The organism is Pseudomonas sp. A-RE-22 (assembly GCF_019956035.1).
Classification (GTDB): Bacteria; Pseudomonadota; Gammaproteobacteria; order Pseudomonadales; family Pseudomonadaceae; genus Aquipseudomonas; species Aquipseudomonas brassicacearum.
Window position 1 is genome coordinate 36,415 of sequence record NZ_JAHBCZ010000031.1, and the last position, 21,387, is coordinate 57,801.

19 protein-coding genes are annotated in these 21,387 nt (G+C 61.8%); 9 read left to right on the forward strand and 10 right to left on the reverse strand.

Translation table 11 applies throughout. The features are described 5' to 3' along the window. Positions 1–81 precede the first annotated feature (81 nt). From adeC to KGA89_RS16160, 3 genes are read right to left on the reverse strand one after another with little or no spacing between them, the layout of a single operon-like run. Positions 82–1,539 carry an AdeC/AdeK/OprM family multidrug efflux complex outer membrane factor gene (gene adeC / locus KGA89_RS16150; RefSeq protein WP_003198658.1) on the reverse strand — a complete coding sequence of 486 codons (1,458 nt, stop codon included), beginning with the start codon at positions 1,537–1,539 and terminating at the stop codon, positions 82–84. After that, positions 1,536–4,700 (reverse strand): efflux RND transporter permease subunit EmhB, encoded by a 3,165-nt coding sequence (gene emhB, locus KGA89_RS16155; RefSeq protein WP_003198660.1) that lies wholly within the window; start codon positions 4,698–4,700, stop codon positions 1,536–1,538. Before emhB ends, adeC begins: the two co-directional genes overlap by 4 nt. A 3-nt stretch (positions 4,701–4,703) precedes the next feature. Further along, positions 4,704–5,861 carry an efflux RND transporter periplasmic adaptor subunit gene (locus KGA89_RS16160; protein ID WP_003198662.1) on the reverse strand — a complete coding sequence of 386 codons (1,158 nt, stop codon included), beginning with the start codon at positions 5,859–5,861 and terminating at the stop codon, positions 4,704–4,706. A 274-nt stretch (positions 5,862–6,135) separates the two neighbouring features. On the opposite strand from KGA89_RS16160, the gene KGA89_RS16165 reads away from it, so the two are divergent. Next, positions 6,136–6,768, forward strand: a complete 633-nt coding sequence (locus tag KGA89_RS16165; protein WP_003198664.1) for a TetR family transcriptional regulator — start codon at positions 6,136–6,138, stop codon at positions 6,766–6,768. A 212-nt stretch (positions 6,769–6,980) separates the two neighbouring features. Here the strand turns inward: KGA89_RS16165 and KGA89_RS16170 are convergent, their stop codons facing one another. The 4 genes from KGA89_RS16170 to KGA89_RS16185 form a co-directional block, all read right to left on the reverse strand. Beyond that, a complete protein-coding gene (locus KGA89_RS16170) occupies positions 6,981–7,607 on the reverse strand; it encodes a hypothetical protein (protein ID WP_223472032.1) in 627 nt (208 codons plus the stop codon). Between the two features lie 182 nt (positions 7,608–7,789). Further along, positions 7,790–8,839, reverse strand: coding sequence for an alkene reductase (locus KGA89_RS16175; RefSeq protein WP_003198668.1), 1,050 nt, complete (start codon positions 8,837–8,839; stop codon positions 7,790–7,792). A gap of 33 nt (positions 8,840–8,872) precedes the next feature. Further along, on the reverse strand, positions 8,873–10,039 hold the full coding sequence (locus KGA89_RS16180; protein WP_223472033.1) for an MFS transporter: 1,167 nt from the start codon (positions 10,037–10,039) through the stop codon (positions 8,873–8,875). Between the two features lie 18 nt (positions 10,040–10,057). After that, a complete protein-coding gene (locus KGA89_RS16185) occupies positions 10,058–10,360 on the reverse strand; it encodes an ArsR/SmtB family transcription factor (protein ID WP_003198672.1) in 303 nt (100 codons plus the stop codon). Positions 10,361–10,516: 156 nt separating this feature from the next. Here KGA89_RS16185 and KGA89_RS16190 point away from each other — a divergent pair, with 156 nt between their 5' ends. Next, complete coding sequence (locus KGA89_RS16190) at positions 10,517–11,101, forward strand: ACP phosphodiesterase (RefSeq protein WP_003198674.1); 585 nt, start codon at positions 10,517–10,519, stop codon at positions 11,099–11,101. A gap of 113 nt (positions 11,102–11,214) precedes the next feature. Here KGA89_RS16190 and KGA89_RS16195 read toward each other — a convergent pair whose 3' ends face one another. Both KGA89_RS16195 and olsB read right to left on the reverse strand, forming a co-directional pair. Then, positions 11,215–12,009: a lysophospholipid acyltransferase family protein gene (locus tag KGA89_RS16195; RefSeq protein WP_003198676.1), complete on the reverse strand. Its 795-nt coding sequence runs from the start codon at positions 12,007–12,009 to the stop codon at positions 11,215–11,217. Next, positions 12,009–12,764 (reverse strand): L-ornithine N(alpha)-acyltransferase, encoded by a 756-nt coding sequence (olsB, locus tag KGA89_RS16200; protein WP_003198679.1) that lies wholly within the window; start codon positions 12,762–12,764, stop codon positions 12,009–12,011. The genes KGA89_RS16195 and olsB overlap by 1 nt, the downstream gene beginning before the upstream one ends. A 143-nt stretch (positions 12,765–12,907) precedes the next feature. Between olsB and KGA89_RS16205 the strand changes: the two genes are divergently transcribed. The 5 genes from KGA89_RS16205 to KGA89_RS16225 all read left to right on the forward strand — a co-directional run bounded on the left by KGA89_RS16205 (position 12,908) and on the right by KGA89_RS16225 (position 17,263). Continuing rightward, a complete protein-coding gene (locus KGA89_RS16205) occupies positions 12,908–13,780 on the forward strand; it encodes an acyl-CoA dehydrogenase family protein (protein ID WP_223472034.1) in 873 nt (290 codons plus the stop codon). Between the two features lie 183 nt (positions 13,781–13,963). After that, positions 13,964–15,058, forward strand: coding sequence for a serine hydrolase domain-containing protein (locus KGA89_RS16210; RefSeq protein WP_223472035.1), 1,095 nt, complete (start codon positions 13,964–13,966; stop codon positions 15,056–15,058). After that, on the forward strand, positions 15,055–15,366 hold the full coding sequence (locus KGA89_RS16215; protein WP_003198684.1) for a hypothetical protein: 312 nt from the start codon (positions 15,055–15,057) through the stop codon (positions 15,364–15,366). The genes KGA89_RS16210 and KGA89_RS16215 overlap by 4 nt, the downstream gene beginning before the upstream one ends. Positions 15,367–15,513: 147 nt before the next feature. Then, positions 15,514–16,104, forward strand: coding sequence for a YceI family protein (locus KGA89_RS16220; protein ID WP_003198685.1), 591 nt, complete (start codon positions 15,514–15,516; stop codon positions 16,102–16,104). Position 16,105: 1 nt separating this feature from the next. Beyond that, positions 16,106–17,263 (forward strand): phospholipase D-like domain-containing protein, encoded by a 1,158-nt coding sequence (locus KGA89_RS16225; protein WP_003198687.1) that lies wholly within the window; start codon positions 16,106–16,108, stop codon positions 17,261–17,263. A 132-nt stretch (positions 17,264–17,395) separates the two neighbouring features. Here KGA89_RS16225 and bglX read toward each other — a convergent pair whose 3' ends face one another. Then, positions 17,396–19,687, reverse strand: coding sequence for a beta-glucosidase BglX (gene bglX, locus KGA89_RS16230; protein ID WP_003198689.1), 2,292 nt, complete (start codon positions 19,685–19,687; stop codon positions 17,396–17,398). A gap of 251 nt (positions 19,688–19,938) precedes the next feature. Between bglX and KGA89_RS16235 the strand changes: the two genes are divergently transcribed. Together KGA89_RS16235 and KGA89_RS16240 are read left to right on the forward strand one after the other, a co-directional pair. Then, on the forward strand, positions 19,939–20,547 hold the full coding sequence (locus tag KGA89_RS16235; protein WP_003198691.1) for a LemA family protein: 609 nt from the start codon (positions 19,939–19,941) through the stop codon (positions 20,545–20,547). Positions 20,548–20,683: 136 nt separating this feature from the next. Then, positions 20,684–21,387, forward strand: a 704-nt coding sequence (locus KGA89_RS16240; protein WP_223472036.1) for a TPM domain-containing protein, incomplete at its 3' end; no start/stop codon positions are given.

Consider the following 21,387-nt stretch of genomic DNA (forward strand, 5'->3'; position numbering starts at 1 on the left):
CACATAGGCCAGCGTTAAAGCGCACACAAACAAAAAGCCCACCTTTCGGTGGGCTTCGTGTTTCAGTCTTCAGGCATCAAATCAGAACAACTTCATCTTCGGCGCTTCTTCTTTCACCGGTTCGTTCTTGCCCGTCTCGGCATTCCAACCACCGCCCAATGCCTTGTACAGATTGACCTCACTGGTCAGTTGCGCAAGACGGTCAGTGATCAGCGACTGTTGCGCGCTGAACAACTGGCGTTGGGCGTCGAGGAAGGTCAGGTTGCTGTCGACGCCGATGCGATAGCGACGCTCGGCCAGGCGGTAGTAATCCTGGTTGGCGGCGACGAAGTCGGTCTGGGCCTGCAACTGTTCGTTATAGGTCTGGCGCGCGGCCAGGCCGTCGGAGACTTCCTGGAACGCCGTCTGAATCGACTTCTCGTACTGCGCGACGTTGATGTCTTTCTGGATCTTGGCGTAGTCCAGGCTCGCACGCAGACTGCCGGCGTTGAAGATCGGCAGGTTGATTTGCGGCGCGAAGGTCCAGGTGCCCGAACCACCCTTGAACAGGCCGGACAGGTCCGGGCTCAGGGTGCCGGCGTTGGCCGTCAGGCTGATGCTCGGGAAGAACGCGGCCCGCGCGGCGCCGATGTTGGCGTTGGCGGCCAGCAGGTTGCGTTCGGCCTGGAGGATGTCCGGACGACGTTGCAGCAGGTCCGACGGCAGCCCGGCCGGCACTTCGCTGAGCAGGTCATCGTTCAACGGTTGCGAGCTCAGGTTCGCCGGTAGGCCGGTGCCCAGCAGCAGGGTCAGGCTGTTTTCGTCCTGTGCGACCTGGCGGGTGTAGCGGGCCAGTTGCACACGGGCGTTTTCCACGGCGGTGCGCGCCTGGCTCAGGTCCAGGGCCGAGGACACGCCGACTTCGGCGCTGCGCGAGGTCAGCTTGAAGCTTTGCTCGTAGGCTCCGAGGGTTTCCTGGGTCAGCTTGAGCAGTTCCTTGTCGGCTTGCCAGGTCAGGTAGGCATTGGCGACGTTGGCCACCAGGCTGATCTGGGTGCTGCGACGGGCTTCTTCGGTGGCGAAGTAGCTTTGCAGCGCTTGCTCGCTCAGGCTGCGAACCCGACCGAACAGGTCCAGTTCATAGGCGCTGATGCCCAGGGTGGCCGAGTAGGAGCTGCTGATGGCCGCTTCACCGCTTTGCGAAGCCCGTGCCGGTACCCGCTGGCGGCTGCCGGAGCCGGTGGCCGAGACCGCCGGGAAGAGGTCCGCGCGCTGGATGCGGTATTGCGCGGCATAGGCATCGATGTTCAGTGCCGCGACGCGCAGGTCGCGGTTGTTTTCCAGCGCGACCTGGATCAGCTGTTGCAGGGTCGGATCATGGAAAAACTGCTTCCAGCCTTGCTCGGCGGCGGCCTGTCCGGGCGCATTGGCCGCCTCGTAGGCCGGCCCTTGCGGGTATTGCGCCGCGACCGGTGTTTCGGGCCGCTGATAGTCGGGGATCAGCGAGCAACCGCTGAGCACGACGGCGGCGATGGTCAGGGAGAGTAGCGACTTGCTCATTGGCCAGCCTCTTTAGAAGTTTCAGGAGTGTCGTCCTGGTCGATAGGTTTGCGACGACCCATTGACGACACCGTCACGAAGAACAATGGCACCCAGAAGATTGCCAGGATGGTAGCGGTGAGCATACCGCCAATCACGCCGGTACCGATGGCGTGCTGGCTGCCCGAACCGGCACCGGTGGAGATGGCCAACGGGACTACCCCGAGGATGAATGCCAGGGACGTCATGATGATCGGCCGCAGACGCATCCTGCAGGCTTCGATCGCGGCTTCCATCAGCGTGCGGCCCTGCTCATGAAGTTCCTTGGCAAACTCGACGATCAGAATGGCGTTTTTCGCCGCCAAACCGATGGTTGTCAACAAGCCCACCTGGAAGTACACGTCGTTGGACAGGCCGCGCAGGCTGGTCGCCATCAGGGCACCGATGATCCCCAGCGGCACCACGAGCATGACCGCGATCGGAATCGACCAGCTTTCATACAGCGCCGCCAGGCACAGGAACACCATCAGCAGCGACAGGGCGTACAACGCAGGTGCCTGGGAGCCCGACAGGCGCTCCTCGTAGGACAGGCCCGTCCAGGAAATACCAACCCCGGCCGGCAGCTTCTTGGCGATGGCTTCGACTTCGGCCATGGCTTCGCCAGTGGAGTAGCCCGGGGCGGGGGCGCCAAGTATTTCCATCGCTTCCACGCCGTTGTATCGGGCCAGTTTCGGCGAGCCATAGACCCACTCGCCCTTGGCGAATGCCGTGAACGGCACCATGGTCCCGGCGCTGTTGCGCACGTACCATTTCTTCAGGTCTTCCGGGCTCATGCGAGCGCCGGGTTGACCCTGTACATACACCTTCTTCACCCGACCACGGTCGATGAAGTCGTTCACGTAGCTACTGCCCAGGGCAATCGACAGGGTGTTGTTGATGTCCGACAAGGTGATGCCCAGCGCGCTGGCCTTCTCGTCATCGATTTCCAGTTGGTATTGCGGCTCGTCGTTCAGGCCGTTTGGACGCACCTGGGACAGGATCTTGCTTTGGGATGCCATTCCCAGGAACTGGTTACGGGCTTGCATCAACTTATCGTGGCCAATGCCGGCACGGTCCTGCAGGAACACGTCGAAACCAGTGGCGTTACCCAGCTCCAGTACCGCTGGCGGAGCAAAGGCGAACACCATCGCATCACGGAACGTGAAGAAGTGCTGCTGGGCGCGGGCCGCGAGTTTGAACACGCTGTTGTCGGCGTTACGCTCTTCCCATGGCTTGAGCATGATGAACGCCATGCCGGAGCTCTGGCCACGACCGGCGAAGTTGAAGCCGGTCACGGTAAATACCGAGGCCACCGCATCGCCTTCACCGCCGTCCTTGCTGGGGCGCAACAGGAACTCGCGCATCTTGTCCACCACCACCTGGGTACGCTCGGCACTGGAGCCCGCCGGCGTTTGTACCTGGGCGAACAGTACGCCCTGGTCTTCTTCGGGCAGGAACGCAGTCGGGATGCGGGTGAACAGCCAGATCATGCCAACCACGATGAGCACGTAGGCCAGCAGGTACGGGGCCTTGTGCTTGAGCATATTGCCCACACCACGCTCGTAGCTGCGCACGCCACGGTCGAAGTTGCGGTTGAACCAGCCGAAGAAGCCGCGTTTCGGCGTGCCGTGCTCACCCTTGGGGATCGCCTTGAGCATGGTGGCGCACAGGGCCGGGGTGAAGATCAAGGCCACCATGACCGACAAGGCCATGGCCGAGACGATGGTGATGGAGAACTGCTTGTAGATCACCCCCGTGGAGCCACTGAAGAACGCCATCGGCAGCAGTACCGCCGAAAGCACCAGGGCGATACCTACCAGGGCGCCCTGGATCTGGCCCATGGATTTCTTGGTGGCTTCCTTGGGTGACAGGCCTTCTTCGCTCATCACCCGTTCGACGTTTTCCACCACGACGATGGCGTCGTCCACCAGCAAGCCGATGGCCAGCACCATGCCGAACATGGTCAGGGTGTTGATGCTGAAGCCGAACGCCGCGAGGATCCCGAAGGTACCCAGCAACACCACCGGCACCGTCATCGTGGTGATGATGGTCGCGCGGAAGTTCTGCAGGAACAGGAACATCACCAGGAACACCAGCACGACCGCTTCGACCAGGGTTTCAACCACACCCTTGATCGATTCGCTCACCACCGGCGTGGTGTCGTACGGGAACACCACTTCCACGCCTTGCGGGAAGAACGGCTTGAGGTCGTCGATGGTCTTGCGCAGGGCCTTGGCCGTGTCGAGGGCGTTGGCACCGTTGGCCAGTTTTACCGCCAGGCCCGACGCCGGGGCGCCGTTGAACTGGGCGCTGACGCTGTAGTTCTCACCACCCAGACCCACTTCGGCAACATCGCCGACGCGCACTTGCGAGCCGTCCGGGTTGACCTTGAGCAGAATCGCCTTGAACTGCTCGGCGGTCTGCAAACGAGTCTTGCCGATGATGGTGGCGTTCAGTTGCTGGCCGGGCAGGGCAGGCAAGCCGCCGAGTTGGCCGGACGAGATCTGGACGTTTTGCGCGGCAATGGCGTTTTTGACGTCCACCGGAGTCAGGTTGAAATTGTTCAGCTTGGCCGGGTCGAGCCAGATGCGCATGGCGTACTGGGCACCGAAGACCTGGAAGTCACCGACACCGGCGGTACGCGAGATAGGGTCTTGCAGGTTGGACACGATGTAGTTGGCCAAGTCGTCCTTGGTCATGCTGCCGTCGCGCGACACCACGCCGATGACCATCAGGAAGTTCTTCACGGCCTTGGTCACGCGGATACCCTGCTGCTGCACTTCTTGCGGCAGCAGCGGGGTGGCCAGGTTCAGCTTGTTCTGGACCTGGACCTGCGCCGTATCGGAGCTGGTGCCCTGTTCGAAGGTCGCGGTGATGGTCATGCTGCCGTCGGAGTTACTTTCCGAGGACACATAACGCAGGTTGTCGATGCCGTTGAGTTGCTGCTCGATGACCTGCACCACGGTGTCTTGCACGGTTTGCGCGGACGCACCCGGGTAGGTCACCTGGATCGCAATGGCCGGTGGCGCGATACTCGGGTACTGGTTGATCGGCAATTTGAGGATCGATAGAGCCCCGACCAGCATGATCACCAAGGCAATTACCCAGGCGAAAATCGGACGGTCGATAAAAAATTTCGACATGGTTTACTCCCCTTTGCCGCCGGCTGCTTTATCAGCTGCCTGAGCGGGGGCCGGGTTCTTGGCATCGACATTGGTGGCTTCGGTGGCTTTGACTTCCACTCCGGGCCGTACGTATTGCAACCCTTCGGTGATCAGGCGGTCGCCGGCCTTGAGCCCATCTTCGATCAGCCACTGGCTGCCGACGGTGCGACTGGCCTTGAGCTGACGCAGCTCGACCTTGTTGTCCGGGCCCACCACCAGGGCAGTCGGCATGCCTTTGAGGTCGCGGGTCACGCCTTGTTGCGGGGCGAGGATCGCCGCGCTGTTCACGCCGGCCTGCAGTTGCGCATGGACGAACATGCCCGGCAGCAGGGTGTGGTCAGGGTTGGGGAATACGGCGCGCAAGGTCACCGAACCGGTGGTCTGGTCGACCGACACTTCGGAAAATTCCAGCTTGCCTTCGTGTGGGTATTGGCTGCCGTCTTCCAGGGTCAGCTTGACCATGGCTGCATTGTCACCGGCCTTCTGCAAACGACCACTCTGCAGCTCGCGGCGCAGTTGCAGCAGCTCGACCGAGCTCTGCGTCACGTCGACGTAGATCGGGTCCAGTTGCTGGATGGTCGCCAGGGCGTCGGTCTGACCATTGCTTACCAACGCGCCTTCGGTCACCGAGGAACGCCCGATACGGCCGGAGATCGGCGCGTAGACCTTGGTGTAGCGCACATTGATCTGGGCGGTCTGCAGGTTGGCTTCCGACTCCAGGCGGTTGGCCACGGCGGTGTCGTATTCCTGACGGCTCACCGCCTGTTCGTCCACCAGTTGCTTGTAGCGGTCGGCAATCGACTTGGTGGAACGCAGGTTGGCCTCGGCGCTCTTGAGGGTCGCTTCATAGACGGCCGGGTCGATCTGGTACAACTGCTGGCCGGCCTTGACGTCGGCGCCTTCCTTGAACAGGCGCTTGAGAATGATGCCGTTGACCTGTGGCCGTACTTCCGCGACGCGGAATGCGCTGGTGCGCCCCGGAAGCTCCGACGTCAGGGTGAAAGGCTGGGTCTTGAGGGTTACGACGCCGACCTGAGGAGGCGGAGGAGCAGGTGCAGCCTCTTCCTTTTTGCATCCGCTGAGCAGCGATGCCAGGGCGATGGCAGTAACCAGGGCAGTAACAGCTGGCTTGAATTGCATGGAAATCCTCGGGTCCAGGCGCGCAACTGGCGCACTCGAAAGGTGGAAAGATAAAAGGCGCACTATTTCAATTAGTAGGATGCTAAGAAATATACTTACGTACACGGTTGTTTGTAAACAGCCAAATTGCGTAATATCCGGATTTACAAAAGCCTGACAAAGGCCAGCGTAGATCGGGGACGCGTTCCAAGAGACGTCGCCTCATATTTGTCCAACTGATTCTTACGCATTGCTGACGCGTTGCTGACGCATCCTGATTGAGGTGTTTACTGCCATGGTCCGTCGTACCAAAGAGGAAGCCCAGGAGACTCGCAGCCAGATACTCGAAGCCGCCGAAAGGGCGTTTTTCGAGCGAGGCGTGGCGCGTACGACCCTGGCCGACATCGCGACACTGGCCGGAGTGACGCGCGGCGCCATCTATTGGCACTTCAGCAACAAGGCGGACCTGCTCCAGGCCATGCTCGATACCCTGCACGAGCCGCTCGATGAGTTGGCCCGTGCCAGTGAGAATGAAGAGGAGCTTGATCCGCTGGGCTGTATTCGCAAGCTGCTGGTACGGTTGTTCCAGCAGGTGGCCCTGGACCCGAAAACCCGGCGCATTAATGAGATTCTGTTCCATAAGTGTGAATTCACCGATGAAATGTGCGATTTGCGCCAGCAGCGACGCGAGGTCAGCCTCGACTGCAATGTGCGCATCGCCCTGTCGTTGCGCAATGCGATGAAACGCGGCCAGTTGCCGGATGATCTGGATCCCGAAAGGGCGGCAGTTGCCATTCATGCCTACATCGACGGCATCTTGTACCAATGGCTACTGGCCCCCGACAGCTTCGCCCTGGCGGCTGAGGCCGAGCGCTGGGTGGAGATCGGGCTGGACATGCTGCACTTGAGCCCTAGCCTGCGCAAATGAAACAAAATGCGTAATTGCGTCGGTTTGTGTCAATACGTCCACGTAAGGATGCTTTTATAAACCGACACTGGCGCGGTTGATAGGCAATCAGCGGCGAATTTTGTAGGAAATTTGTTTCGCGCCTGTCAAAACGGATGGAAATTCCGCTCAGGCAAGGGCGTCTGAAGCGGTAGGTAGATGCCCCGTCAGACCGATCTGACGGGGTCGCCTGTTCAGCTCAGTGTGATCTCCACGGTAAAACCATACGGTTCCTCATTGGACGAATGAATGATCCGGGTCACGCATTTGATGGGGGTTGTGCCGATAGAGGCCACCTTGTTTGTTCGGACGGGTGTCAGCGTTGGTGAAATAACACCGAAAGAAGTATTGACGCGTAAACCGAAGTCGAAGCGAAAGCCGAGAGCCTGGTCGCCAAATATAATAAAGCGCTTGAATATATCCTTGCTGCGACTGCCCAGTGGTCTGGAATAAAAGAAGTCGAACTTCAGGGCTTGGATATCCCAGGGGAGAATATTCATGAACGCTTGCTCGTCGGCATTCAAGCTGAGATCGTTTTCGCCGACTTCAAGGGCCTGGTCGGTATGATTGATTAACTTCACCAGGAAACGGCTGCGGTTTGGGCGCACGCTTTCCTGTCTCCAGGCTTGAAGCTGCCTGTTGACATCGTCGTTCTGCCTGGCCTTTTCCATCAAGGCCTTGAGCATCTGGGTATAGTCTTGCGTGTCGAGCGACTTGATGTATTCATACAGGGTCGTCAGTGGCGCGTAGTTGAATTGGGAGAGTAGGTCTTCGTAAATACTGCTGCTGGCCGGTTGAGTGTTTTCAGTGAGGTTGTTCACTTTGAATTCCTTTTCAATGTTGGTTGCTAGTGGCTGTGCTGCGACAGCTCGGTTTGTTTTGTTGTTGGCGATAATATGATGAGTTGAACGGTTTTTAGAAAGTTTGGAAGTTTGACCGGATATTTAAAGGTAAATAAAAAGCCCTGGCTCTTTCGAGGCAGGGCTTTTTTACCGGCTATTAATTAGAGCACAGGGTAATCGATGTACCCCACCGGCCCTTTGCCATAGAAGGTTTCCGGATGCGCTTCGTTCAGTGGTGCATCGGCTTTCAAGCGTGCCGGCAGGTCCGGGTTGGCAATGAACGGCACTCCGAAGGCCACGGCATCGGCCTTGCCCTCGGCCAGCCAGGCGTTGGCGCTGTCCTTGGTAAAGCGTTCATTGGCGATGTACGGGCCGCCGAAAGCCTGCTTGAGTTGCGGGCCGATGCTGTCGTCGCCTTCCTTCTCACGGGAGCAGATGAAGGCGATGCCACGCTTGCCCAGCTCGCGAGCCACGTAGCTGAAGGTTTCCAGGCGGTTCTCGTCACCCATGTCATGGGAGTCGGCGCGCGGTGCCAGGTGCACGCCAACCCGGCCGGCGCCCCAGACTTCAATGGCCGCGTCGGTCACTTCCAACAGCAGGCGGGCACGGTTTTCCAGGGAGCCCCCGTAGCTGTCGGTGCGCTGGTTGGTGCTGCTTTGCAGGAACTGGTCGAGCAGGTAGCCGTTGGCGCCGTGGATTTCCACGCCATCGAACCCGGCAGCCTTGGCATTCTCGGCACCGACGCGGTACGCCTCGACGATGTCGGCGATTTCAGCGGTTTCCAGTGCACGTGGGGTCGGGTAGTCGGCCAGCGGACGGACCAGGCTCACGTGGCCCTTGGGTTGGATCGCGCTGGGCGCCACCGGGGTTTCGCCGTTCAGGTACGACGGGTGGGAGATCCGGCCCACGTGCCACAGTTGCAGGAAGATCTTGCCGCCAGCGCCGTGGATCGCCTTGGTGACGTTGGACCAGCCGCGTACCTGGTCGTTGGACCAGATGCCCGGGGTGTCCGGATAGCCCACGCCCATCGGCGTGACCGAAGTTGCTTCGCTGAGGATCAGGCCGGCGGAGGCGCGTTGCACGTAGTACTCGGCCATCAGCGCGTTGGGCACGCGACCTGCGTCGGCGCGGCAGCGGGTGAGCGGGGCCATGATGATGCGGTTCTTCAACTCGATGTCGCCGAGTTTGATGGGGTCGAAAATAGTCGCCATGAAATACAACCTCGAAAGTGGAAGGGTTAAAACTCAGTGAGTTGCCGGCGCCAGGTCGGCATTACCGCCCTGGCGGAAAGTGATCAGGGTGACCAGCAGCGCCAGCACAGCCAGCGCGCTGGCGGCCAGGGGCACGGAGGTCAGGCCCAGGCCATGGTCGATGACACTGCCGCCGACCCAGGCGCCCAGGGCGTTGCCGATGTTGAAGGCGCCGATGTTCAGGGTGGACACCAGGTTGGGCGCATCTTTGCCGAAGGTCACCACGTTGACTTGCAGGGCCGGCACGGCGGCGAAGCAGGCGGTGGCCCAGAGGAACAGGGTGATTTCGCTGGGGATCAGCGCCACGCTGGTCCAGCTCAATACGGTGGACACCACGGCCATGGTGAGGAAGACGCCCATCAGCGTGTTCGCCAGGCTCTTGTCCGCCAGCTTGCCGCCGATGATGTTGCCCAGGGTCAGGCCCAGGCCGATCAGCACCAGGGTCCAGGTCACGCCGCGGGGCGATACGCCGGTCACTTCACCCAACAGCGGGGCGACATAGGTGAACAGGGTGAACACCGAGGCGGAGAACAGCGCGGTCATGCTCAGGGACAGCCACAGGCCGGCCCCCTTGAGCGCTACCAGTTCCGAGCGCATGTTGAGTGTTTCTTCATCGCGCTTGGCCGGCAGGAAGCGGATCAGGCCGATCAGCGCAATTACGCCAATCACAGTCACCGCCCAGAAGGTCGAGCGCCAGCCGGCTTCCTGGCCCAGTGCGGTGCCCAGCGGTACGCCGAGCACGTTGGCCAGGGTCAGGCCGGTGAACATCAAGGCCACGGCCGAGGCGCGCTTGTTGGGTGCCACCAGGCCGGCGGCCACCACCGAACCGATACCGAAGAACGCACCGTGGCACAGGGCCGTGACGACCCGGGCGAACATCAGCACGTTGTAGTCGCTGGCGATGGCGCAGAGCAGGTTGCCGACGATGAAAATCCCCATCAACACCACCAGGGCGGCCTTGCGCGGCAGCCGGGCGGTGGCCAGGGCCATGAACGGCGCACCGATGGCCACGCCCAGGGCGTAGCCGGTCACCAGCCAGCCGGCGCCAGGAATCGACACACCCAGGTCGGCCGCCACGTCGGGCAACAGGCCCATGATGACGAACTCGGTGGTGCCGATGGCGAAGGCGCTCAGGGCCAGGATCAGGAGTGAGAGGGGCATGATGAGGTCCTTGTCAGGTCAGAGCTCTTGGCTCATTTGCTTGAGGAACTGCTGGATCACTTCCTCGTTGCGTTTGAAGAAGTGCCATTGACCGACCTTCTGGCTGGTGATCAGCCCCGCCCGTTGCAACACCGCCAAGTGCGCAGACACCGTGGATTGCGACAGGCCGCAACGCTGGTCGATCTGTCCGGCGCAAATGCCGAATTCGTGGTTGTGCAACTGTTCCGGGAACTGGACCTTGGGGTCTTTGAGCCAGTTGAGGATGTCTCGCCGTACTGGGTGCGCCAGGGCTTTTATTATTTCGTCGAGGTCGAGGGTCATGGTTGGCAAGCTCGGGGTTGATAAAACGCTATATCGCGATGGAGCGAACCTTAAATCGTTATTTCGCGATATACAAATATGGATTTGATCTGAATGCCGAACAAATCGCTATATCGGGTTATAACGATATTGGCAGGGTGGTGCTAAGCTGCGGCCATGAACTATCTCGCGCACCTGCACCTCGGCGGCCCTGGCCGGGAACAACTGCTCGGCAGCCTCTACGGTGATTTCGTCAAGGGACCGCTGCAAGGGCTCTACGACCCACGGATCGAAGCGGCGATTGCCCTGCATCGGCGCATTGACATGTACACCGACCGCCATCCCGTGGTGGACATCGCGCTGTCGCGCTTTTCCACCGTGCGACGGCGCTATGCCGGGATCGTGCTCGACGTGTTTTTCGACCACTGCCTGGCCCGGGACTGGACGTTGTACAGCGAAGGGCCGCTGCTGGAGTTCACTTCCCGGGTGTACCAGGTACTCGGCACCGAACCGCAGCTGCCGGGGCGCCTGGCGCACATCGCGCCGCATATGGCGGCGGATGACTGGCTGGGGTCTTATCAAGAGTTCGAGGTGCTTGGGCAGGTGTTGCGCGGCATTTCCCGCCGTTTGTCCCGGCCCGAGGAACTGGCCGGGGCGATGCCGGAGTTGATCAGGCTCTATGAGCCGTTGAGCGAAGATTTTCGGTTGTTCTACCCGCAACTGCAGGATTTTGCTCAAAACCAAGTCACGCTGCAGGACTAATTGTGGGAGCGAGCTTGCTCGCGATAGCGGTGTATCAGCCAGCACATCTGCTGAATGTTAAGCCGCTATCGCGAGCAAGCTCGCTCCCACAAGGGGCTGCGTAGCGATCCGAATCAGGCCGCAATCGCAGCAGGTCGCATCGGCGCTTGCTGTTTCTCTGGAAGCGCCCCGAACAACGCCTTGTGCACCGCCTGCTGCGCCTGGAATGCCAGTGCCGCGCGTTCCTGGCCGTGGCAGGCAATCGGTTCCAGCAGATGGATTTCCACCTCACCCCGATCATTGGCAAACAAGCGCATCAGGTGCGACAGCAAATCATCATCGCCAATGAACGGCGCCAGCGAATCCGGCTCGCCGTTGCGCAGGTAACGGATCGCCACCGGCTGCAACGCGACATCGGCATCGATGGCCGCCGACAACAAGCGGCCGTGGAAGGTGCGCAGGGTGCGGCCATCGGTGGTGGTGCCTTCCGGGAACATCAACAGCGGATGGGCTTGTTCCAGGTGGCGGCTCATTTGCTTGCGAATCAATTGGCTGTCACCCGAACCGCGCCGGATAAACAGGCTGCCGGCCTTGGCTGCCAGCCATCCGGCGACCGGCCAGGTGCGCACTTCGGCCTTGGACAGGAACGACAGCGGCGTGAGCATCCCCAGCAACGGGATGTCGGTCCAGGAAACATGGTTGCTGACCCACAGCATCGGCCGTTGCGGCAGTTGACCGTGGACGGTGACTGAAAAGGGCAGGGCACGGCTCAGCCGTGCCATGAAGAACCGTGACCAGCGCTGGCGACGGACCATCGAGTTGGCGATTCCTGCACGTTCGAACAGGCCGAACACGCTGGCCATGCTCAGGCCCAGCGCCACCACCAGCAATACTCGCGCGATTCGCGCGTACACCCGCAGCCGGCTCATCAGACCGCCGCCTTGAAGTGGCGGGCGTAGCGCGGGCAGAGCTCGTCGCGCTTGAGCAGGATGAACACGTCGGCCACCTGGAAATCCTCGTCCCAGCACGGTTCGCCGCAAATCTTCGCGCCCAGGCGCATGTAGGCCTTGAGCAGCGGTGGCATCTCGGCGATGACGTTGGACGGCACGTCCAGGGTCGGCAAGGGTTTTTTCGGCACGGCTTGCAGGTGTTCGGTGCACAGGTAGCGTTCGCGCAGGCGCTGCATGATCGCCTGGGCCTGGATACCGCCGTCCTGCATCGGAATGCTCGCGCAGCCCATCAGGTAGCTGTAGCCGCCTTCGTTCAGGACTTCGGCCAGTTCGCCCCAGAGCACCGCGATGGTGCCGCCGTTGCGGTAGGCCGGGTCGACGCAGGTACGACCGATTTCCAGGATTGGGCCCTTGAGGTGGACCAGGCCGTGGAGGCTGAATTCTTCTTCGCTGTAGAACCGGCCCAGGCTGCTGGCGGCCTGGTGGTCGAGCAGGCGAGTGGTCGCCACGAGGCGGCCGGTGTTCAGGTCGCGTACGCCGATGTGGGCGCAGTGAACATCATAGTCATCCATGTCCAGACCCATTTCCGCGCCCTTGAGCTTGGCGTTGAATTCGCCGCTGAAGACGTTGAAACGCAGGGCCTGTGCTTCTTGCAAGGCTTGGGCGCCGATCAGGCGTTCGGCTTGCAGGCGGCGTTCATTGCCGGTGTCGCTGATGCGGGCGATCTGGGTCATAGCGAATCTCCGTGCGGGCTGTTCAGTTGCAGCCTGTCGACTTTCTTTATGCAGCCATGTTGTGCAAAGTCAGGCTATGTAGCCCCGGTGTCATCGCCATGAAGCTTTGGTGATGCTTATATGACAGCCCTCGAGGAGCCCCCATGCCCTGGCACACCCTGATCGAACGCGGCGAACGCCTGCCCGCCCATCCGGACCTGGCCGAAGGTTATGCTGCGTTGTTGCAACGCTTGGGGCCGGTGACGCCGTTCGAACTGGCCGTAACCGGGGCGCGGTTGATGGCGACACCGGGGCTGGCGTTTCTGGTGGGGTATCAGGCGGCGCTGCGGGTGCTTTGGCCCAGCGCGCCCCAGAGCCTCGGCGCCTTGTGTGCCACCGAACAGCGCAGCCTGCGCCCGGCGGACATGCAAACCCGTCTCGACGACTTGCGCCTGAGCGGACGCAAGGATTTCGTCACCGCCGGAGATGCCGCCGAGTGGCTGCTGATTGCCGCTCGCTGCGAAGCACCCGGTGAAACGCCACGGCTTAACCTGGCAGTGGCCTATGCGGGTGAGCCCGGCGTAACCCTGGAAAAACTGCCCGCCATTGCCCTGATGCCGGACATCAGCCATGGCCGCGTCCTGCTCGACGGCGCGCTGTGCGAGTTGCTGGCAGGCGACGGTTGGGATGCCTACGTCAAACCGTTCCGCACCCTGGAAGACCTTTATGTGCTCAGTGCGATGACTGCCTGGTTGTATGGCGTCGGGCAGGAATCTGCCTGGCCCCAGGCGTTGCAATTGCGCCTGCTGGCGTTGCTCGCCGGTTGCGCGGAGGTGAGTCGGCATAACCCGTCCAGTGCGGTCGGGCATGTGCTGCTGGGCGGGTTGTTCGCCCAGTTCCAGGGGCTCGACGGCGAACTCAACGCTGCCCTGGCCGCCGGGCCTGCGGCGTGGCGCGAGATGTGGACGCGGGATAAAGGCGTGATGGAGATTGGGGCGGGGGCGCGGGCCAAGCGGCTGGCCAAGGCGTTGGGCTAGTCCCTCAAGCGACTGCCCCCTGTGGGAGCGAGCTTGCTCGCGATAGCGGAGTGTCAGCTAAGCATATGGCGACTGACAAACCGCCATCGCGAGCAAGCTCGCCCCCACAGGGGAGCACACAAGCCTCGAAATTGTCATCAAGTCTGAATAGGCTCTGAAGGTTCAATCCTGCGAGCCCCAAGCATGTCCAAAGGCTGGTTCCTGATCCCGCTGCTGTTGCTCAACCTGGGCGCCCACGCCGAAGACTGGCCCGGCGAGCAATGGCCAATTGGCTCGACCCCGAGCGGGCCAGCCATCGAAGCCCTGGAGCAATACGCCTTCCCACCCCGGGACGATGCGAGCCGCGAGGGCATTCGCACCGACGCGCTGCTGGTGATCCAGGACGGTCGGCTGGTCTACGAACGCTACGCCGGGCCGACCAGCGCCCAGACCCCGCACCTGACCTGGTCCATCAGCAAAAGCCTGCTGGCGACGGTGTTTGGCGTGGCCTACGGTGAAAAACTGTTTGGCCTGCAAGACCCGGCCGCCAAGTACTACCCGCCACTGAGCCGGCACCCGGGCCTGACCCTGGCCGATCTTTTCCACTGGGCCTCAGGCCTGGACTGGCAGGAAGACTACGAATACGCGCCGCTCAACTCTTCAGTGGTGGCGATGCTTTATACCCGTGGGCGTCATGACATGGCGGCGTTCACTGCGCAGCATGAAAGCGCCAGTCCGCCGGGGCAGGCGTTCCGTTATTCCAGCGGTGACAGCAACTTGCTGGCGGTGGCCTTGAAAACCATCGTCGGCCCGGTGCGCTACCCCGACTACCCCTGGACGGCCTTGTTCGAGCCCCTCGGCATCCGCCACGCCACCTGGGAAACCGATACCAGCGGCACGTTCGTGGGATCGTCCTATGCCTACCTCACCGCGCGAGACCTGGCGCGTGTCGGGTTGTTGATGCAACGGGACGGTCGCTGGGGCGAACGGCAACTGATCCCCAAGGCGTGGGTCGCGTTCAATCGCCAGCCTTTTGCCCACTTCCAGGCCGGCCAGGACGAAGCCGTGCCCGGCGGGCATTGGTGGCTCAACCACGCCGCCGATCCGGCAATCCACCCCTGGCCCGATGCGCCGCCGGATACCTTTGCTGCGCTGGGCCATTGGGGCCAGGCGCTATACGTCATCCCCAGCGCCAAACTGGTGATCGTGCGTTACGGCGACGACCGCGACGGCAGCTATCGCCATAACGAACTGCTCAAGCGCGCCATGGCGGCGTTCGCCGGGACGGTGCAACCATGAAGCGCAAAGTGTTGCTCACCCTGTTGTCGGTGCTGCTCATCGCCCTGTTCAGTTGGGTCTGGCTGGAGCGGGTGGCATTGCGGGCCTTCCCCGACATCATCAGTGCCTACACCGCCAAGGAATACTGCTCGTGCCGCTACGTGATGGAGCAATCGGCGGACTACTGCCGTGGCTATGTGAAGCAGTCGGTGCCCATCAGCGACTTTCTCGAGACCGCTGAAGCGAAACGCATCACCGTCAGCGGGTTGGGGCGTAGCAACAGCGCGCGGTGGATGGGGGAGCGGCAGGGGTGTCGGTTGGAGCCCTGAACCAACCTTTGGCAAGCCCTGCTCCCATAGATAAACCCCTTCACCCCAGGTTCTCTGTATTCCTGGGCAGTTGTTGAAACAGACAGTTTGCAAGCGCCCTCGGCCCGGTTAAGGTTCGCCACAGGTTTATGTGCCCTGCGAGTGTGTATGTTCAAGCGGTTTTTCCCTCACGCTGCCGCCAGCTTGCTGCTGGCCTGCGCCGCGTTGCCAGCCCAGGCCGACTGGTACCTGGACGGCGAGTCGTCGCGGCTGTCGTTTATCAGCAGCAAAAACGGCAATGTTTCCGAGGTCCAGCGTTTCCTGGTGCTGCACGGTCAAGTCCAGCCCGAGGGCTTGGCGCGCCTGGAAGTGGAGCTGGAATCCATCAACAGCGGCATTCCTCTGCGCGATGAGCGCATGCGGGCCGAGCTGTTCGAGATCAAACAATTTGCCGAAGCCACCGTCACCGCCAAGATCGACCTGGCGCCGATCCAGGACCTGGCCAGCGGCGCGCAGTTGGAATTGCGCCTGCCGCTGACGGTGAACCTGCACGGCAAGCAGCACGAATACAACGTCGAACTGCTGGCGACGCGCCTGGACGAACGCCGCTTCCAAGTGGTGACCCTGGAACCGGTGGTGCTCAACGCGGCGGATTTCGATCTGGCGCCGGGGCTGGAAAAGCTGCGAAACCTGGCCGGGTTGTCGGCCATCAGCCTCTCGGTGCCGGTGAATGCGGTGCTGATTTTCACGGCGCGCTGACATGAGCGGCGCGGTTTTTCCCTGGCGAGAAGGCAATCGCTTCGAGCTGTTGATCGATGGCCCGCAGTTCTTCCCGCGCATGCTGGTGGAAATCGCCCGTGCCCAGGAACAGGTCGAGCTGGAACTCTATCTGGTGGAGGCGGGTACTTGCGCCGAGGCGATGGTCCAGGCGCTGGTGCAGGCCGCCGAGCGTGGCGTTCGCGTGCGGTGCCTGTTCGATGACTACGGCAGCCTGGCGTTTACCCTGGCCCTGCGCAAGCGTCTGACCGAGGCTGGGGTGGAGTTGCGTTTCTACAATCGCCTGAGCTGGCGCCGCTGGGTGCGCAACCTTTACCGGGATCACCGCAAGCTGTTGTTGGTGGACCAACGCTTGGCGGTGGTTGGCGGCACCGGGGTGACCGATGAATTCTGGAACCCCCTCGACGACCGCAGTGAGTGGCACGAGGTGATGGTGGAAATAGTCGGCCCGCTGGTGCTCGACTGGCAGTTGCTGTTCGACCGCCAGTGGCTCGCCAACCGCCATCGGCGAGCCTGGAAACCGGCGTCCAACTTCGGCTTGCCGCGTCTGCCGCGCGTACCACCGGTGGGTGAGGGCATGGGCCGGGTGGCGTATGCCGACGCCCGCCAGCATCGCGACATCCTGCAATCGCTGTCGCGGGCATTGAACAGCGGCCAGAAACGCATCTGGATGGCGACGCCGTATTTTTTGCCGACCTGGAACGTGCGCCGTTCCTTGCGCAAGGCCGCCGCCCGCGGCATCGACGTGCGCCTGCTGCTGACCGGCCCGCGCACCGATCACCCGTCCGTGCGCTACGCCGGGCACCGTTACTACCCGCGATTGCTCAAGGCTGGCGTGAAAATCTTCGAATACCAGCCGTGTTTCCTGCACCTGAAGATGGTGCTGGTGGACGACTGGGTCAGCATCGGCTCCTGCAATTTCGATCACTGGAACCTGCGCTTCAACCTGGAAGCCAACCTCGAAGCCCTGGATTCCAGGCTCAGCAGTGCAGTGGCGGCCAGTTTCGAGCGGGACTTCACCCAGAGCCTGCAAGTCAGCCTCGACGCCTGGCAGCGCCGGCCATTGTGGAAGCGCTTCAAGCAGCGGGTGTGGGGGTTGGTGGATCGGGTGGTGGTGAACTTGCTGGATCGACGCGGCTAGCCCGAACACCCAGATACAACTGTGGGAGCGAGCTTGCTCGCGATGGCGGTCTGATATTCAACATCTGAGTTGAATGTTAAGCCGCTATCGCGAGCAAGCTCGCTCCCACATGGTTCTTGTGTTGCCTGGGGATCAGAGCAACTCAAAACTCTGCTGCTTCACGTCCTGGGAATCCAGGCCGATCTGTACGTTGAACTTGCCCGGTTCCGCCGCGTACTTGAGTTGGGCATTGAAGAACTTCAGGTCGTCCTCGGTGATGGTGAAGTGGATGACTTTCTTCTCGCCGGCCTTGAGCATCACCTTGCGGAAGTTCTTCAGTTCCTTCACCGGGCGAATGATCGAGCCGGTCACATCCTGGATGTACAGCTGCACCACGGTTTCGCCGTCACGCTTGCCGGTGTTTTCCAATGTCACGCTGGCATCGAGCTTGCCGGTCTTGTTCAGCGTGGTCGACGACAGGGCCATGTCCGACAGGCTGAACTCGGTGTAGCTCAAGCCGTAACCGAACGGATAGAGCGGGCCGGTGGTGTCATCGAAATACTGCGAGGTGTAGTTGCCCGGCTTGCCCGGCGTGAATGGCCGGCCGATGCTCAGGTGGTTGTAGTAGGTCGGAATCTGCCCCACCGAGCGTGGGAAGGTGATCGGCAGTTTGCCCGATGGGTTGTAGTCGCCGAACAGCACGTCGGCGATGGCGTTGCCGCCTTCGGTGCCGCTGAACCAGGTTTCCAGGATCGCATCGGCCTGCTGCTTCTCGTCCAGCAACGCCAGCGGACGGCCATTCATCAGCACCAGCACCAGAGGCTTGCCGGTAGCCTTCAAGGCCTTGATCAGCTCGCGTTGGCTGGCCGGGATGTTCAGGTCGGTACGGCTCGACGATTCATGAGACATGCCACGGGACTCGCCTACGGCGGCCACCACCACATCGGCATCCTTGGCGGCTTTTACCGCTTCGTCGATCAGCACCTGGGCCGGACGCGGGTCGTCTACCACTTCCGGGGCATCGAAGTTGAGGAAGTTCAGGTAGTCGAGCACCTTCTTGTCGCCGGTGATGTTGGCGCCACGGGCGTAGATCAGCTTCGAGTCAGCGCCCAGGGCGCGGGTCATGCCGTCGAACAGGGTGACCGACTGCGCCGGCCGCCCGGCCGCAGCCCAACTGCCCATCATGTCGATCGGTGCCTTGGCCAACGGGCCGACCAGGGCGATTTTCGCCGTCTTCTTCAGGGGCAGGGTCTGGTTGCGGTTTTCCAGCAGGACCAGGCTGCGGCGCGCCACGTCACGGGCATCGGAGCGGTGCAGGCGGCTTTCGGCGTAGGTGTCGGCCGGGTCGTCCTCGGCCTTGCCGATGCGCAGGTACGGGTCCTTGAACAGGCCCATGTCGTATTTGGCCGCGAGCACTTCGCGCACGGCGTTGTCGATGTCGCTCTGCTCGATTTCACCGGCCTTGAGCAAGCCTGGCAGTTCCTTGCCATAGAGCGAGTCGTTCATGCTCATGTCGATGCCGGCCTTGATCGCCAGTTTCGCCGCTTCGCGACCGTCCTTGGCGACGCCGTGCTTGATCAGTTCGAAGATGGCGCCGTGGTCACTGACCGCCAGGCCCTTGAAGCCCCATTCCTTGCGCAGCAGGTCGTTCATCAGCCAGGTGTTGGCCGTGGCCGGCACGCCGTTGATGGAGTTCAGCGCGACCATCACCCCACCGGCACCCGCGTCGATGGCGGCGCGGTAGGGGGGCAGGTAGTCCTGGTACATTTTCAGCGGACTCATGTCCACGGTGTTGTAGTCCCGGCCGCCTTCCACCGCGCCGTACAGGGCGAAGTGCTTGACGCTGGCCATGATGCTGTCGGCCGCGTTGGCGCCGTTGCCCTGGAACGCCTTGACCATCACCCCGGCGATGCGCGACACCAGGTAGGTGTCTTCGCCGAAACCTTCGGAGGTGCGGCCCCAGCGCGGGTCGCGGGAAATATCGACCATCGGCGCGAAGGTGATGTCCAGGCTGTCGGCGGCCGCTTCCTTGGCCGCGATGCGGCCGGAGTGGTAGATCGCGTCCATGTCCCAGCTCGAGGCCAGGGCCAGGGGAATCGGGAAAATCGTGCGGTGACCGTGGATCACGTCATAGGCGAAGAACATCGGGATCTTCAACCGGCTGCGCATGGCCGCGTCCTGCATCGGACGGTTTTCATCGCGGGTGATGGAGTTGAACGTGCCACCGATGTTGCCGGCGGCGATTTCCTTGCGAATCATCTCCCGGGGCATTTCCGGGCCGATGCTGATCAGGCGCAATTGGCCGATCTTCTCTTCGAGGGTCATCTGCTTCATCAGGTTGCTGATGAAGGCGTCCTTGTTCTCTATGGGGGCTGGCAGGTTGTCGGCAAATACGGGGTGACTGGCCAGACTGACAAACAGGCCCAGCAAACACAGCTTCTTCATGAATAATTTTCTCGCAAGCCTAAAGGGCGGTGATCAGGACACGCCGGTCAGCCAAAATGTGAGGAGCGGCTATTGTTGTTCAGTTAAATGCAGCACACTTTCGAACCCATTGGGCTGAACTTAGTTTCGCACTGCGCATCTTTTAGCCCATCGACCCGTTTCAATCCAGTGCGGCGGCAGATTATGCCCCAGGCGCCGGTGAGATAGGTGGCCGTGTTTTTCCAATGTCATGCAACGGAGAGCTCCACCCGATGAATCCACGACTGAACCACCTTCGCAGCTTGCCGATGCTGGCCCTGATGCTGCTCACTACGTTGCTGGCCGGTTGCGGCATCAATAACATCCCGACCCTGGACGAACAGGCCAAGGCCGCCTGGGGCCAGGTGCAGAACCAGTACCAGCGCCGCGCCGACCTGATTCCCAACCTGGTGGAAACCGTCAAGGGCTACGCCCAGCACGAGCAGGAAACCCTGACCGCAGTGATTGAAGCGCGGGCCAAGGCGACGTCGATCCAGGTCGACGCCAGCACCCTGGACAACCCGGAAAAACTCAAGCAGTTCCAGCAGGCCCAGGACCAGCTGACCGGCGCGTTGAGCCGGCTGATGGTGGTGTCCGAGCGTTACCCGGACCTCAAGGCCAACCAGAACTTCCTGGCGTTGCAATCGCAGCTTGAAGGCACCGAGAACCGCATCGCCGTGGCCCGCCGCGACTTCATCCTGGCTGTGCAGAAGTACAACACCGAGATCCGCACGTTCCCGGGGCGCCTGTGGCACAGCGTGATGTACAGCGACCTGCCGATCCGCGAAACCTTCGAGGCCACCAGCCCCAATGCCGAAAAAGCCCCTGAAGTGAAGTTCTGAAAAAACTGTGGGAGCGAGCCTGTGGGAACAAAGCTTGCTCGCGATGAACGATAACGCGGTCATTGGAAAGACCGAGGTGCCTTCATCGCGAGCAAGCTCAGCTCCCACACCAGCTCGCTCCCACACAGGAGTTCCAATGCGCGTGTTGAAATTTGGCCTGGTGCTGTTGCTCTGGGTGTTTGCCATCACGGCCCAGGCCGAGTTGAAGTTTCCGGCATTGACCGGACGGGTGGTGGACGCCGCCCAGATGCTCGAACCGTCGGTGCGCGCACAACTGGACGCGCAGCTAAAGGCCCATGAACAGGCCACCGGCGAACAGGTGGTGGTGGTCACGCTGGCGGACCTGCAAGGCAGCAGCATCGAAGACCTCGGCTACCAATTGGGGCGCCATTGGGGCATCGGGCAGAAGGATAAAAACAACGGCGCGCTGCTGATCATCGCCCGGGATGACCGTAAACTGCGCATCGAGGTGGGCTACGGCCTGGAGGATCGCCTGACCGACGCGCAGAGTTCGGTGATCATCAACCAGGTGATCACCCCGGCCTTCAAGACCGGCAACTTCAACAAAGGCATCAGCGATGGTGTCGCGGCGATGCTGGTGGTGCTGGGCGGCAGCCCGTTGGACGAGCCGGCGCCGGCATACAGTACGGACGGGCAGCAAGAGCCGAGTGATTTCGTCGAGCGCCATCCCGGGCTGTTCGTCTTCCTGGTGATACTGTTTATTTTGACGATATTGGTCTGCCAGATGCTCGGTATCTTGCCGACCGGAGGCGGTGGCTCCAGCCGTTCGGGCGGTTCCGGTGGAGGCTTCGGCGGCGGAGGCGGTGGGGGCTTCAGTGG